This is a genomic window from Enterococcus sp. DIV1316a (assembly GCF_050536915.1).
In the GTDB taxonomy this organism is placed as follows: Bacteria; Bacillota; Bacilli; order Lactobacillales; family Enterococcaceae; genus Enterococcus; species Enterococcus faecalis.
Window position 1 is genome coordinate 648807 of the sequence record NZ_CP172913.1, and the last position, 15327, is coordinate 664133.

Annotated in this window: 11 protein-coding genes; 10 read left to right on the top strand and 1 reads right to left on the bottom strand. The window is 36.5% G+C overall.

The features are described from left to right. Positions 1-289: 289 nt before the first annotated feature. Positions 290-2296: a KUP/HAK/KT family potassium transporter gene (locus IGL56_RS03160; protein ID WP_002381294.1), complete on the top strand. Its 2007-nt coding sequence runs from the start codon at positions 290-292 to the stop codon at positions 2294-2296. 69 nt (positions 2297-2365) lie between these two features. On the opposite strand, the gene IGL56_RS03165 is transcribed toward IGL56_RS03160, so the two are convergent. Next, positions 2366-3064 carry a helix-turn-helix domain-containing protein gene (locus IGL56_RS03165; RefSeq protein ID WP_002381295.1) on the bottom strand — a complete coding sequence of 233 codons (699 nt, stop codon included), beginning with the start codon at positions 3062-3064 and terminating at the stop codon, positions 2366-2368. 126 nt (positions 3065-3190) lie between these two features. On the opposite strand from IGL56_RS03165, the gene IGL56_RS03170 reads away from it, so the two are divergent. The 9 genes from IGL56_RS03170 (at position 3191) to dnaI (ending at position 15254) form a co-directional block, all read left to right on the top strand. After that, entirely contained in the window at positions 3191-5335 is a 2145-nt protein-coding gene (locus tag IGL56_RS03170; RefSeq protein WP_002364734.1) for a heavy metal translocating P-type ATPase, read from the top strand. Between the two features lie 123 nt (positions 5336-5458). Further along, the gene (locus IGL56_RS03175; RefSeq protein WP_002371505.1) at positions 5459-6883 is read left to right on the top strand and encodes a helix-turn-helix domain-containing protein; all 1425 of its coding nucleotides are present in this window, start codon (positions 5459-5461) and stop codon (positions 6881-6883) included. 68 nt (positions 6884-6951) lie between these two features. After that, on the top strand, positions 6952-7863 hold the full coding sequence (locus IGL56_RS03180) for an aldo/keto reductase (RefSeq protein ID WP_002355754.1): 912 nt from the start codon (positions 6952-6954) through the stop codon (positions 7861-7863). 187 nt (positions 7864-8050) lie between these two features. Further along, the gene (polA, locus tag IGL56_RS03185; RefSeq protein ID WP_002355755.1) at positions 8051-10699 is read left to right on the top strand and encodes a DNA polymerase I; all 2649 of its coding nucleotides are present in this window, start codon (positions 8051-8053) and stop codon (positions 10697-10699) included. Positions 10700-10798: 99 nt separating this feature from the next. Then, complete coding sequence (mutM, locus tag IGL56_RS03190) at positions 10799-11641, top strand: DNA-formamidopyrimidine glycosylase (RefSeq protein ID WP_002364730.1); 843 nt, start codon at positions 10799-10801, stop codon at positions 11639-11641. Beyond that, on the top strand, positions 11638-12237 hold the full coding sequence (gene coaE, locus IGL56_RS03195; protein ID WP_002364728.1) for a dephospho-CoA kinase: 600 nt from the start codon (positions 11638-11640) through the stop codon (positions 12235-12237). Before mutM ends, coaE begins: the two co-directional genes overlap by 4 nt. 180 nt (positions 12238-12417) lie before the next feature. Continuing rightward, positions 12418-12900 (top strand): transcriptional regulator NrdR, encoded by a 483-nt coding sequence (gene nrdR / locus IGL56_RS03200; RefSeq protein WP_002381296.1) that lies wholly within the window; start codon positions 12418-12420, stop codon positions 12898-12900. A 15-nt stretch (positions 12901-12915) separates the two neighbouring features. Then, complete coding sequence (locus tag IGL56_RS03205; RefSeq protein ID WP_002364727.1) at positions 12916-14325, top strand: replication initiation and membrane attachment family protein; 1410 nt, start codon at positions 12916-12918, stop codon at positions 14323-14325. Beyond that, positions 14325-15254 (top strand): primosomal protein DnaI, encoded by a 930-nt coding sequence (gene dnaI / locus IGL56_RS03210; protein WP_002364725.1) that lies wholly within the window; start codon positions 14325-14327, stop codon positions 15252-15254. Before IGL56_RS03205 ends, dnaI begins: the two co-directional genes overlap by 1 nt. Positions 15255-15327 lie beyond the last annotated feature (73 nt).

The following is a 15327-nucleotide window of genomic DNA, read 5'->3' on the forward strand; positions in this document are numbered from 1 at the left end:
TTAATAGTTAGTAAGTGGGGCAGCAGTCGTTTCGACTGCTGCCCCACTTATTTTTGATTTTCCTTTTTTCAAAATAGGTGGGTTTCTTATCTAAGATGAACATTCTCTAATAAAAAGACTTGCTAAACGATTTAAAACGTATTATAGTGAGTAGCATCGTTAGTCAAAAAGCGCTTTTTGACTAATGAAAAAGATATATAAAACGTTATATAATAAAGAGTTTTAAAAGTTTTTATGGAGCTGTTGGTTAAACTAAACGAAGTCATTTCTTTTGTAGGAGGAAAGTATTGTGTTACACAAAGCAGAGGGGTTTGATCGTCGGAAATTTACGATGGCAGGGATCTTAGTTGCCATGGGCGTTGTCTATGGAGATATTGGAACGAGCCCTTTATATGTAATGAAAGCCATTGTAGGAGATAATGGTGGCTTGGCACGGGTTTCTGAATCGTTTATTTTAGGTTCGGTCTCATTAATTTTTTGGACATTGACTATCTTAACCACGATTAAATATGTTGTTATTGCTTTAAATGCTGATAACCATGGAGAAGGTGGGATTTTCTCTCTTTATACATTGGTTCGTAAAAAAAGTAAGTATTTGATTATTCCCGCAATGATTGGCGGCGCCGCTTTACTGGCTGATGGCGTTTTGACCCCAGCTGTGACAGTGACGACAGCGATTGAAGGCTTACGGGGGATTCCGGCATTTTTTGAACGTTTTGGCAATGACCAAACGATTATAGTGGTTATTACGTTGACGATTATTTTAATTCTTTTTTCTGTTCAACGATTTGGAACAGAATTGGTCGGGAAAGCTTTTGGGCCGATTATGTTCTTGTGGTTCACTTTTTTAGGCATCATTGGTTTAATGAATTTTAGCCAAGATTGGACAGTTATTCGTGCATTAAATCCATATTATGCTTTGCAATTACTAGTCAGTCCAGAAAATAAATTAGGTCTATTTATTTTAGGGAATATTTTCTTGGCTACAACTGGTGCTGAAGCTTTATATTCTGATTTAGGGCATGTAGGAAAAATGAATATCCGCATTAGCTGGCCGTATATTAAGATTTGTTTGATTCTTAATTATTTAGGGCAAGCTGCGTGGTTGTTAACGGTCAAAGAAAACCCTGAAATGCAGGCATTAGCTGAAATTAACCCATTTTTCCAAATGATTCCACGAGGTATTCTCGTATTTGGCGTTGTTTTTGCAACAATCGCCGCAGTGATTGCTTCGCAAGCGTTAATATCAGGTTCGTATACTTTAGTTTCTGAAGCGATTAAATTGAAGTTATTACCAAGACTTAAAATTATTTATCCTGGGAGCAATATCGGTCAAATGTATATTCCAGCGGTAAATTTAATTTTGTGGTTAGCTTGTTCAGCAATCGTGCTGGCTTTTAGAACATCGACACACATGGAAGCTGCGTATGGTCTATCGATTACGATTACGATGTTAATGACAACCATTTTATTGTTGTTTTATCTTTTGGATAAAATTCCAGCTTGGTCTGCGTATCTAATTTCCTTGTTCTTTGCTGCCATTGAAGTTGTCTTTTTCTTTTCAAGTGCTGCGAAGTTTTTCCATGGTGGATATGTTGCTGTGGGAATGGCAGTCTTCTTGTTATGCATCATGATTATTTGGGAACGCGGCAACGAGATTAAGGAAGCAACGGCGGAACAAGTGTCGCTGGAAAAATATGTACCACAACTTAAAGCTTTGAAAGAAGATACATCTGTACCTATGTATCAAACCAACGTGGTCTTTTTAACCTCCGATCGAGTGGACGGCGAAATTAATCGTAATATTATTTATTCGATTTTGGACAAACAACCAAAACGAGCGAACGTTTATTGGTTTGTTAATGTTCAGGTAACAGATGAACCCTTTACTCAAGAGTATTCTGTTGACATGCTAGGAACTGATTTTATTGTGCAAGTTCAGCTATATTTAGGCTTCCATATTTCTCAAGAAGTGAATGTATATTTAAGACAAATTGTTCATGACTTGATGAAAACAGGCCGCTTGCCAAAACAACCACAACGTTATTCATTAACGCCAGGGAGAGAAGTTGGCGATTTCCAATTTGTATTAATTCAAGAAGAATTATCTAACGTTTCTGAACTGAAAAAATGGGATCGACAAATTATGCAGGCAAAATTAGCTATTAAAAACTTAACTACCTCTCCTGAAAGTTGGTTTGGCTTGGAATACAGTGAAGTCAAATATGAATCTGTTCCTTTAATCATTGGCCCACAACGGAAAACGCACTTAGTCGAACGAAAGAATCGTTCATAAATAGAAGAAATTTAACTAAAAGATTGAGCCTAGGTCCTTGAGATACATGGCTCAATCTTTTTTGTAGAATCAGAGTAAATACTGTAATTCCACAAAGAATTCATTTAAAAGTGTTTGGTCTTTAAAGGAATTCATTCGCTTAAAGATGGCCAGTAAGACTTCTTTTTGTGGTTCAGTTAATTGATCTACTTTTAACAAAGGAAGAAAAGCGATAATCAGAGAATAATCCAATTCTGGATTTTGAGAATGTGTAAATAATTCATGTAGTTCCGACAAAATAAACGGATGATAATAAGATTGGTCAGACTGTTCTTCTGCAGTTGTTGGTTCATAAATAGAAATACTCTCTTGGGAATGAGAGGGGGCTTCTACTGTTAAAGGAAAAGCATAAAAGGACTGCTGTAACTTTTGCGCTTGAATCATGATTTTTAAGGAATCGTGATAGGATAGCTGTTCTTCAGATAAACGTCCCATCAACTGAGTAAAAAAAGGTGGTTTTAGCAGTTGTTTATTTTGAAAATTTTCTTTTAATAGCTGGCGCACAAATCGATCGAAATCACCATAAAGTAGCCAATCTACTGTTGTATCGCAGGCTTTAGCGATTTTTTTTAAGTATCGTTTATTGGGTAAATTCAAACCTAATTCCCAGTTACTAATTGTACTTCCACTAGATAAACCAATTTTATTGGCTAAATAACGTAAAGTGTACTTCTTCTTTTTTCGAGCTTCACGCATGCGCGCCCCGACTTGCTTTGTAGTAATTTTCATTGAAACACTCCTTTTGTAATAAATATGAGGATAAGGTGTTCTTAAAATATACATACGCAAAATTCGGCTCTTTTTTTTTTCTAAACTAAAAAAAGTAATTATTTCTAACAATTTTCATCTTGTGCTATGCTTAAGATGAAAATACTTAAGAAGAGAAGGGATCATATGTCAGCAAAACATAATCATGAACAACACCAGGAAAAACAGCCAACAATGTCCCACGATAAAATGAATCACATGAATCATGACATGGCGCATGAACAAATGGCTATGTCACACCAACATGAAGGAATGAAGGGAATGGATCATTCAATGCATATGGGGAATTTTAAACAAAAATTCTGGCTGTCATTGATTTTAGCTATTCCGATTATTGTTCTTTCACCAATGATGGGTTTTCAATTACCTTTTCAATTTACTTTTCCAGGTTCTGATTGGTTGGTCTTAATTTTAGCAACTGTGCTATTTTTTTATGGTGGACAACCATTTTTAAGTGGCGCTAGAATGGAATTACAGCAAAAGAGTCCAGCAATGATGACGTTAATTGCGATGGGGATTTCGGTATCATATTTTTACAGCTTATATGCGTTTTACATGAATCATTTTACGAATCAGGCCCACGTGATGGACTTTTTCTGGGAATTAGCCACTCTGATTGTTATTATGCTTTTAGGCCATTGGATTGAAATGAATGCTATTTCTAATGCTGGTGATGCCTTGAAAAAAATGGCTGAACTGTTGCCTGACACAGTCAAGCGAATGACTGAACATGGGGAAGAAGAAATTCCTTTGCAAGATGTCCAAGAAGGCGATCGCTTGATTGTTCGTTCGGGAGATAAAATTCCGACAGACGGTAAAATTTTGAAAGGAAGCACAACAGTCGACGAATCGATGGTTACAGGGGAATCAAAAACAGTAGAAAAAAACATTGGTGACTCCGTGATTGGTGGAGCTGTCAATGGCAACGGAATGATTGAAATTTCGGTAACTGGCACGGGTGAAAATAGTTACCTGTCAAAAGTTATGGAGATGGTTAAACAAGCGCAATCGGAAAAATCAAAACTAGAATCCATTTCAGACCGTGTAGCCAAGTGGTTATTCTATATTGCCTTATTCGTAGGTGTGTTAGCATTTATCGGTTGGTTACTCGTAACGAAAGATTTGTCTCTAGCATTTGAACGAATGGTTACAGTTTTTATTATTGCCTGTCCCCATGCGTTAGGCTTAGCAATTCCTTTAGTGATTGCTAGAAGTACCTCCATTGCTGCTAAAAATGGCTTACTTTTAAAAAATCGGAATGCATTAGAACAAGCCAATAAGGTTGAATATGTGTTGCTGGATAAAACTGGAACTTTAACAGAAGGACAATTTACAGTTACTGGCTTAGAATTAATGAGTAAGCAGTTTACTAGAGAAGAAGCACTTAAATATATTGGGGCATTGGAAAAAAATGCAAATCATCCGTTGGCAATTGGGATCATGAACTATTTAAATAAACAAGCCGTTCAACCTTATGAAGCCCATAATCTGCAAGCTTTATCAGGCGTAGGACTGGTTGCTACTGTTCAAAACCAAGAAGTCAAAATAGTCAATGAAAAAGAAGTTGCACGGTTACAGTTAACCTTCGATGAAACAATTAAAACAAACTATCAAGAGCAAGGAAATACCTTGAGCTATTTAATCATCGCTGGTCAATTAGTCGCACTGCTTGCTTTAGGAGATAAAGTCAAACCAGAAGCTAAAACATTTATTGCAGAGTTACAAGCGCAAGGAATTACGCCAGTCATGTTAACAGGGGATAATCAAACAGCCGCCAGTGCAGTTGCTAATTATTTAGGAATGAAGGAATACTACGCAGAGCTCTTACCAGAAGATAAAGAAAAAATTGTGCAACAATATCTTACTGAGGGACATCAGGTCATGATGGTAGGAGACGGTATTAACGATGCACCAAGTTTAGCCCGTGCTTCAATCGGCATTGCGATAGGCGCTGGTACAGATGTAGCGATTGATTCGGCAGATGTTGTACTGACGGATAGTGATCCTAAAGATATTTTAAGGTTCTTAGATTTAGCCAAACAAACACGACGTAAAATGATCCAAAATCTTTGGTGGGGAGCTGGGTACAATATTGTCGCCATTCCTTTAGCGGCTGGGGTCCTTGCACCACTTGGGATTGTTTTAAATCCAGCTGTAGGTGCTGTCTTGATGTCATTAAGTACAATTATTGTAGCAGCAAATGCTATGACACTGCATATTTCAAAAAAATAATTCGATATAATTGTAGAGAGCGGAAAGTAATCAATACTTTTTGTTCTCTATTTTTTTCTTCTTAAAAAAATTTTTGCCTTATTTGACGTATTCTTATAACAAGGGAGTGAAAGGGGACGATATATGGATTTCAAGGAATTATTGTCTTTTGAACATAAAAATATGTTGGAATTGTTGGATTTACTGCAACAAGAGCAGACATTTTCTGTTTTGATGGCTGCAGAAAAACTAAAGGTGAGCGACAAAACCATCCATTGTTACATTCAACGTTTTGAAAAAAAGCAGGAAACGTTTAAGATAGAAGGGCTTTGTAAGATTTATACAACGACCAAAGGAATTGTAAAATATCGTGAATTATGCGTTTGTGGCTTGGCTCGATTTAGACAAAAATTTTGTTATTTTATTCCCGAATTTTATATTTTACGTTGTCTAATTGAAGAGCGAATCAATTATGCGCAATTGACCCAGGTATTGGGATTACAGGAATCAACTCTTCGGAAGAAACTTTCTAATATTCGACGTTGGCTAGTTAATTTTGATATTATTGTACGTCAAAAACATTACGATTTAACTGGCAATGAATGGCAAATTCGACAGTTAATCCTTTGTTTTTATTTGTTTTTTCAAGAAAGCTGTCTAGAAGAAAACAGAGAAATGACTCGGAAAATCATTACCTTTTTTGAGTTGGATTTAAATGTAGCACAACAGAATCATCTTAGTTGGCTAATTTATATTTGGGAGAAACGATATAGAGGCGGGCATGAAATTTCAGTGCCAAATGCTAATTTATTTCAACAAACAAGTGCTTTTTTTTATTTATTTCGTGTGGAAGTGTTGAGCACTTCTTTTATGTCTCTTAAAGAACAAAAAGCGTTATTTGTGATTCTTGAAGCACATTTTGGTGGTTGTTTTGGCAAGAGAGCGCGAAAGTATTTTATTCATGAGCAAATGAAAATAGAAAGTTTATGCTTAAAAACAGCTATTTTTATTATGAAAGAAATTAGGAGAAATTTTACACAACATCATTTTAATTATCAAGAAATTCATTTATGTCGATTTTTAAGTACGCATATGAATAGTTTATTAGACGGACAAGCATGGTTGCCAGCTCATAAACAGGAACAAACACTCGCTGTACGTTATCATCAAACTTGGCACAGATTACAGAAACTAATTAGGCTTTTAAAACGCCTATACCCAGCCTTTACTTCAGTAAAAGAACGGGAATTGACGAGTTGCTATTTTTATCACATCCTAGATTTATTTGACCCGATTTTATATGAAAAAAAATATATTATTTGCCTATTGACGGACTTTCCTCCAGAAAAGGAACAAGCGTTGGGGCAATCTATAAAAAGCTATTTCAGTGAAAAAAAGAATATTACAATTATTCATGGAAAACCAACGTATCAACTTCACCAAGCACACCTCTTAATTGTCAATCATTTGTTTCAGATGAACGTAGCGCTTTCTTCTGAGACAGTTGTTTATTTGCCAGAGGAATTATCTCCTGCTTTTTTTGAAAAAGTCGAAGCGAATCTATCGTAAGAAGTCCAATTTTGTCTAAATAGTGTTAAAATGAAGAAGTAAGAGGAATGGATGAGGAGGATATTAAAATGAAACAACTACAATTTGGTACAAGTGACGAAACAGTTTCTTCGGTTATCTTAGGATGTATGCGCTTAAATGGTGCTGAAAATCCTCAACAGGTAATTGAAACTGCTTATGATCATGGCATTACATTTTTTGATCACGCCGACATTTATGGTGGCGGCGACTGCGAAACCATTTTTGGTAAGGCCTTAAAAGAAAGTACCATTCGTCGTGAAGATATTTTTATACAAACGAAATGTGGGATTCGTCAGGGCTTTTTTGACTTTTCAAAAGCACATATTTTAGAAGCGGTCGAAGGGAGTTTACAGCGTTTAGGTGTAGATTCAGTCGATGCATTATTGTTGCATCGTCCAGATACTTTAGTGGAACCAGAAGAAGTAGCTGAAGCTTTTCATTTATTAGAAAAACAAGGGAAAGTTCGCTATTTTGGTGTAAGTAACCAAACGCCAGGACAAATTGAACTTTTAAAAACAGCTGTTAAACAACCGTTATTAGCCAATCAATTACAATTTGGCATCAAGCATACTGGCATGGTAGATCAAGGCTTACAAACAAATATGGAAATATCAGGAAGCATTGATTATGATCATGGTATTTTAGATTATTCACGGTTGAAACAAATGACTATTCAAGCATGGTCACCGTACCAATATGGTTATTTTGAAGGTGTCTTTATTGGAAATGAAAAATTCCCTGAGTTAAATCAAAAATTAAGCGAATTGGCTGAAAAATATCAAACAACGCCAACTGGTTTAGCCAGCAGCTGGATTCTGCGCCACCCTGCTAATATGCAAGTCATCGCAGGAAGTATGAATCTTGGTAGAATTGAAGAAATTGCTAAAGCAGCAGACATTGTGATTAGTCGCGAAGATTGGTACGATATTTATCGTGCAGCGGGAAATGTTTTGCCGTAAAAAGATTCTCATACTTGTGAAGATCCAGCGTGTATTGCTGATTGATTTTGGTATTTGATATAGTTGTCACTAAGGAACTATGTCAAATACCTTTTTCTTTCATTCGGCAATCTCCGTCTACTGCAAATTCTGTAGTTTTTTGTTAAAATAGAAAAGAAACTAGTTTGCTAAAGATGAGGGGAAAAAAATGACCAAAAAAAAATTATTACTCGTTGATGGAAACAGTGTAGCCTTTCGTGCATTTTTTGCGCTACATAACTCATTAGAACGATTCAAAAATAAAAACGGCTTGCATACAAATGCTATTTATGCGTTTAACAATATGTTTGAAAATGTAATGCAAAAAGAAATGCCTACTCATGTTTTAGTCGCTTTTGATGCAGGGAAAACCACATTCAGAACAGAATTTTATTCAGAATATAAAGCCGGACGTTCAAAAACACCGGGGGAATTTAAAGAACAAATGCCGTATATTCGTGAACTTTTAGAAGGTTTAGGCGTAAAATATTATGAACTACCTAACTATGAAGCAGATGATATTATTGGTACATTAGCCAACAAAGTTGATAAAGATGAATTTGATGTTGTCGTGTTATCAGGGGACCGAGATTTGACACAATTAGCGACGGACACTGTCAAAGTAGATATCACTGTTAAAGGAGTTAGCGATATTGAATCATATACGCCTGAGCATATTGCTGAAAAATATGATGGGTTAACGCCTAAGCAAATTATTGATATGAAAGGGTTGGCTGGCGACACGTCGGATAACATTCCAGGTGTAACGAAAATCGGTGAGAAAACCGCGATTAAGCTGTTAAAACAATATGGCTCAGTTGAAGGGGTTTATGAGAATATCGATGAAATGAAAAAAAGCAAAATGAAAGAAAACTTGATTAATGATAAAGAGCAAGCCTTTCTTTCTAAACGTTTAGCGACAATTGAAGTCAATGCACCAGTCGAAGTCAATGTGGAAGACTTGGCATATGAAGGGAAAAACTTAGAAAAATTGGTTCCTTTTTATAAAGAAATGGACTTTAAACAATTTTTAGCTAAGTTGGACATTACAGAAGAACCTGTTGAAATGGAAGATATTTTATTTGAAGTAGTCGAAGATCAGTTAACCAATGAAATGTTTACAGACGATATGGCTCTTTATGTTGAGATGATGGAAGATAACTATCATACGTCACCGATTGTCGGCCTTGCTTGGGGCAACAACAAGAAGATTTATACCACGAATAATTTAGCTGTTTTTGAAAGTCAGCCATTTATTGACTGGTTGATGGATGAGACACGTAAAAAAAATGTCTACGATGCAAAACGGACGTACGTTGCACTAAATCGCTATGTAGGAAAAATGACAGGGATTGCCTTTGATGTTTTATTGGCTGCTTATTTACTTGATACCAATGACAATAACGCTGATATTGAAGGTGTAGCACAACATTACGGATATGATGCGATTCAATCTGATGAAGCCATTTATGGAAAAGGGGCCAAAAAAGGCTTGCCAGAGGACGAAGAAGTTTTCTTTGGTCATTTAGCACGTAAGATTAAAGCAATTCAATTTTTAACAAGCAAATTAGATAGCGAATTAACAGAAAAAAATCAAGCTGATTTATTCTATAAAATGGAATTACCACTTTCTCGTATTTTAGGCGATATGGAAATAACTGGTATCCGTGTTGATGCCACACGCTTAAAAGAAATGCAAGTAGAATTTTCAGAACGCTTGAAAGAAATCGAAGAAAAAATCTATGCAGAAGCTGGCGAAGAATTTAATTTGAATTCACCTAAACAATTAGGCGTTATTTTATTTGAAAAAATGGGCTTACCTGTGATCAAAAAGACGAAAACTGGCTATTCAACAGCGGTAGATGTTTTAGAACAACTAAAAGAACAAGCACCAATTGTGGCCGATATTTTAACTTATCGTCAAATTGCCAAAATTCAATCGACCTATGTTGAAGGACTTTTAAAAGTAATTCAGCCAGATAATAAAATTCATACTCGGTATGTACAAACACTAACACAAACAGGACGATTAAGCTCAGTAGATCCTAATTTACAAAACATTCCTATCCGTTTAGAAGAAGGCCGAAAAATTAGAGAAGCGTTCGTACCAAGAGAGGATAATTGGTTGATTTTCTCTTCTGATTACTCTCAAATTGAGTTACGTGTGCTCGCGCATATTTCTAATGATGAGCATTTAAAAGAAGCGTTTGTGGAAGGACAAGATATCCATGCCAGCACTGCAATGCGAGTTTTCGGTGTTGAAAAAGCAGAAGATGTCACACCTAACATGCGTCGTCAAGCTAAAGCGGTGAATTTTGGAATTGTCTATGGTATCAGTGATTACGGCTTGTCCCAAAACTTAGGCATTACTAGAAAGCAAGCGCAACAATATATTGACACCTATTTTGAAAAATATCCAGGCGTGAAACAGTACATGGAAGAGATTGTCCGCGATGCCAAAGACAAAGGCTATGTGGAAACATTGTATCATCGCCGTCGTTATTTAAGTGATATTAATTCAAGAAACTTTAATCTACGTTCGTTCGCTGAACGTACAGCGATTAATACACCGATTCAGGGAAGTGCCGCAGATATTTTAAAAATTGCGATGATTGAAATGGCGCGTCGTTTAAAAGAAGAAAAATTACAAGCGACAATGTTATTACAAGTGCACGACGAATTAGTTTTTGAAGTACCAGAATCAGAATTAGAACAATTAAATCAACTCGTCAAAGAAGTGATGGAGCACGCAGTTTCCTTACATGTGCCACTTATCACCGATAGCAGTTGGGGAAAAACATGGTATGAAGCAAAATAATAGCTTACCTATTAAGAACGATGAATAAAATAAGGATAAGTAGGATCTGGACGTTGATATCTAAGCGTTCAGACCTCTTTATATAAAGGAGCAAAAATAATGCCAGAATTACCAGAAGTAGAAACAGTGCGAAAAGGACTTGAAAAACTTGTTGTAGGAAAAACCATTCAAGAAGTCATTGTTTTTTGGCCAAGAATTATTGAATCACCAGAAGTTGATGTATTTCAAGGTCAATTAGCTGGTCAAACGATTGAAGGGATTGAGCGAAGAGGAAAATTTCTGATTTTTAAATTGTCTGATAATGATATGATTTCTCACTTACGGATGGAAGGAAAATATGAGTTTCATCAGGCTGATGATGAAATTGCCAAACATACCCATGTAATGTTTACTTTTACAGATGGCACGCAATTACGTTATTTAGATGTACGGAAATTTGGCCGTATGACATTGGTTCCTAAGAATCAAGGTCATCAATATAAAGGGATTTTAGCTTTGGGCCCAGAGCCAACACCAGACGTTTTCCAATTAGCTACTTTTCAACAAGGCTTGAAAAAGCATCATAAAGCAATTAAGCCATTGCTGTTAGATCAAAAGCTAGTGACGGGCTTAGGGAATATTTATGTAGATGAAGCACTTTGGCAAGCGCAAATCCATCCAGAGCAACCAGCAGATTCCTTAAAACCTGCGGAAGTTGCTAAGTTGTATCAAGCAATCATTGACGTCTTGGCACGCGCTGTTGAAGCAGGTGGAACCACCATCCGAACCTATCTAAACGCGTTAGGAGAAGCAGGGACTTTTCAAGTAGCGTTGAATGTCTACGGGCAAACAGGCTTACCTTGCAATCGTTGTGGTACGCCAATTGTTAAAACAAAAGTGGCACAACGTGGTACGCATTATTGTCCACAATGCCAACAATTGAAAGGTCGTCGATTGAAATGACAAAAGTTTTAGGCATTACAGGAGGGATTGCGACAGGTAAAAGTACGGTTGTTGCTCTTTTTAAAAAAGCAGGTTATCCAATTGTTGACGGCGACATTATCGCCCGCGAAATTGTTGCAAAAGGGCAACCAGCCTTAGCCGCAATCGTTGAAACTTTCGGACCAGAAATAGTATTAACAACTGGTGAATTGGATCGGAAAAAATTAGGACAATTAATTTTCGCTAGTCCTCAAAAAAGAGAGCTGTTAAATGAAACGCTGAAACCTTTTTTAAGAAAAGAAATTTTACGTCAAATTGAAGAAGCTAAAAAGAAAGCCTCCCTGGTTATTGTTGATATTCCTCTGCTTTATGAAGCTCATTATGAGGCGATTATGGATCAAGTTGCTGTGGTATATGTACCAGAAAAGATTCAAAAAGAGCGTCTGATGGCCCGAAACCAATTAACAGAAGAAGAAGCGCAACAACGAATTGCTAGCCAATGGCCGATTGAAATGAAAAAAGAACGAGCAGATATCGTGTTTGATAACCAAGGAACTAGAGAAGAAACGGAACAACAAGTGAAGAAGTGGCTAGAGAAACAAACTGGAAAGAAGTGAATATTTTTTAAATGGCGTAAAATGTTTTGAAAATTTCAGAAAAAAACAGTGAAAGTCTTTGTTTTTATTAAAGAATGGCAAAGATTCAACTAAGAACCAGTTCTAAAGACCTAGTAATAGCGCAATTTCATGTTATAATATAGGCAACAAAAATTATACAGAATAGAAGAGGTGAACGTTATGCGTTGTCCAAGATGTCATCATAATAATTCCCGTGTTATTGATAGCCGTCAAGCAGATGATGGACGTGCAATTCGCCGTCGTCGTGAATGTGAAAATTGCAGTTATCGGTTCACTACATTTGAAAGAATTGAAGCGGCGCCATTACTTGTAATCAAGAAAAATGGGGATCGAGAAGAATTTAATCGTGATAAAATTTTGCGTGGGCTCATTCGTTCTGCGGAAAAAAGACCCGTTGCTATGGAACAAATGGTTCAAATTGTCGATAATGTTGAAAATCGAGTGCGTAGTTTAGGGGAAAATGAAGTCTCTACAACGCTTATCGGTGAATATGTGATGGAAGATTTAGTCAATCTAGATGAAATTGCCTACATCCGCTTTGCGAGTGTTTATCGACAATTCAAAGATATGAGCGTGTTTTTGAAAGAGTTACAGGACATTGTCGACAAAGCAAAATCTTCTTCTCCTGACTCAGAAAATTAAAAAGGAGGTCTTTCTTTGAAAGGAAATCGGCAAAGAATCCAACCAAAAAATATTTTTCAAGCGGTTATTGATTCACCGCTTTCTGATCAAGAGAAAGAGGTTTTAACCTTTTTATATCAACCAATTGTCGGCGCCAATGCGTTTAGTTTATATTGGCTTTTGTTATCTGAAACAACAGACTCAGAGGAGAATGGCTCGCTGTTTCATGCAGATTTAATTAGTTTGCTGGACTTGAGTTGTCAACAATTAGAAGAAGCTTGCTACAAATTAGAAGGCATTGGGTTGCTAGAAACGTATAAAAAAACAGATCGGGAATTAGGAGATTGTTATTTATATTATTTAAAAGCACCTGAAACAGCCGCTCGTTTTTTTAAAGATGAAGTGTTAGCTTTAGTGTTATTTAATCGGGTTGGACAACGGAAATTTGATCAATTAGTGCAAAAGTTCCAACCGCATCCTACCAAAACAGAGGGCTATCAAAATGTTTCCGCTAGCTTTCAAGAGGTTTATGCCTTTAAAGAAGAACAAATTGTTTCCGAAGCGAACCGATTGACAACGATTCAAGAAACTTTTTCTCAACAAGAAAAATCGAAGAAAATTTCTGTATCAACGGATTCTTTTGATTGGCACTATTTTGTGGAAGGTTTGCACCGTTTAGGTTTACAACTGCCTGAAGATGAGGCTAGTTTTCAAGAAGAAGTCTATGTTTTTCATCAATTATATGGCATCAATGAGTTAGATATGGTAGACTTTGCTTCGAAATCATTTGACTATTATACAAGTCGAATTTTGCCTAAGGAATTAGTGCGAACGATTCATCAAGCGTTTGATCCTGATAAAAAACCACAACCAACAAACGTAGTGACAAACAAGCAAGCACAATTGACGGTGGAAGAGCAACAAACGTATCGATATAACACATTAAAAATGAATGGTTTTTCTGAACTGGATATTCAAATGATTATGGATAGTGAAAAGAATCCGCCTATTCAATATTTAGAAGCTTTAAAAAATAGTCGAGGCGGCTATACGACACCACAAGAACGTTCATTAGTGAAATATTTGGTTGCCAAATCAGGCTTACCGACTAGTGTGATTAATATTTTGATTAACTATGTTTACAACATTCAACAACAACCGACTTTAAAAGCGGAGTATGTGAATCGAATTGCGAATGAATGGGGACAAAGTGGCATTCATTCACCAGAAAAAGCAATTGAACATGTCAGAGAATTGGCAAAACAAAGCCAAACCAAACAAAAACAGCGACAACAAAATTATTCAGGGAAACGCCAAACTGTTCGACAAGAGCGATTGCCAGAATGGGCCGATCAGCCAAACGATGAAACAAAACTTTCCCCAGAAGAACAAGCCGAGTTAGATCGACAAATTCAAGAATTTTTAAACCAAGGAGGTGACCAATGATGGAAGACGTAGGAAAAGAAATGTCAAAAATTATCCAGAAGCGTGACATCAATGAACGATATGAAGAGCTGGTTAACGAAGTATTGAAAGATCAAGATGTTCAAGCCTTTATACAAGCAAACCGAGAGCGTTTAAGCGATGAAGATATTCGTAAAAGTTATGCTAAGCTGTATGAATTTGTTCAAGAAAAAAAGAAATTTCAATTAAACGATCCAGCAATGATTGCTCCAGGCTATGAGCCAAGATTAATGTTGAATTTTCATTACATTGATGTAACGTATGTCCCAACGGCTGATTTAATCGCCCGTCAGAAGGAAGAAGAAATTCGTAATCGAGTAAGGGCAATGGACATGCCAAAAGATGTCCGAGAAGCAAATTTACGAGATTTCGATCCATCTTCTCAAGGTCGAGCCAAAGCGTTAGCAGAAGCAATGCAATTTTTAAGAGAATATCCTGCGACACCAAAAGAATTTCATAAAGGGCTCTATTTACAAGGCCCCTTCGGTGTAGGAAAATCTTTCTTATTAGGTGCGATGGCTAATGCTTTAGCAGAACGTGGATTTACTACGACAATTGTTCATTTTCCAACATTTACAGTAGAAATGAAGCAAGCCATTGGTCGCGATCAAGTTGGTGAAAAGCTCGATGCAGTAAAAAAATCCCCTATATTAATGATTGATGACATTGGTGCGGAATCCATGACTAGTTGGATTCGTGACGACGTTTTAAGCGTAATCTTGCAATACCGAATGCAAGAACAATTAGTTACTTTTTTCTCTTCCAATCTAGATTTAAAAGCTTTAGAAGAGCATTTAACCGTGACGCAACGAGGAGAACAAGAGCCGCTAAAAGCCAGACGAATTATGGAACGTGTGCGTTATCTGTCAAAAGAGATTACGATGACAGGAAATGATCGACGAAACGGTTAAAGCAATCCTTTTATTTTTATGGATTGCTTTTTTTCTTGCGTTTGAAGAGGTAGCGTAAGTTTCGCAAAAACAA

Coding starts and splice junctions, on each gene's coding strand:
- dnaI (WP_002364725.1), top strand. CDS start 14,325: ATGGAAGACGTAGGAAAAGAAATGTCAAAAATTATCCAGAAGCGTGAC.
- IGL56_RS03180 (WP_002355754.1), top strand. CDS start 6,952: ATGAAACAACTACAATTTGGTACAAGTGACGAAACAGTTTCTTCGGTT.
- IGL56_RS03170 (WP_002364734.1), top strand. CDS start 3,191: ATGCTTAAGATGAAAATACTTAAGAAGAGAAGGGATCATATGTCAGCA.
- IGL56_RS03165 (WP_002381295.1), bottom strand. CDS start 3,064: ATGAAAATTACTACAAAGCAAGTCGGGGCGCGCATGCGTGAAGCTCGA.
- mutM (WP_002364730.1), top strand. CDS start 10,799: ATGCCAGAATTACCAGAAGTAGAAACAGTGCGAAAAGGACTTGAAAAA.
- nrdR (WP_002381296.1), top strand. CDS start 12,418: ATGCGTTGTCCAAGATGTCATCATAATAATTCCCGTGTTATTGATAGC.
- IGL56_RS03175 (WP_002371505.1), top strand. CDS start 5,459: ATGGATTTCAAGGAATTATTGTCTTTTGAACATAAAAATATGTTGGAA.
- coaE (WP_002364728.1), top strand. CDS start 11,638: ATGACAAAAGTTTTAGGCATTACAGGAGGGATTGCGACAGGTAAAAGT.
- polA (WP_002355755.1), top strand. CDS start 8,051: ATGACCAAAAAAAAATTATTACTCGTTGATGGAAACAGTGTAGCCTTT.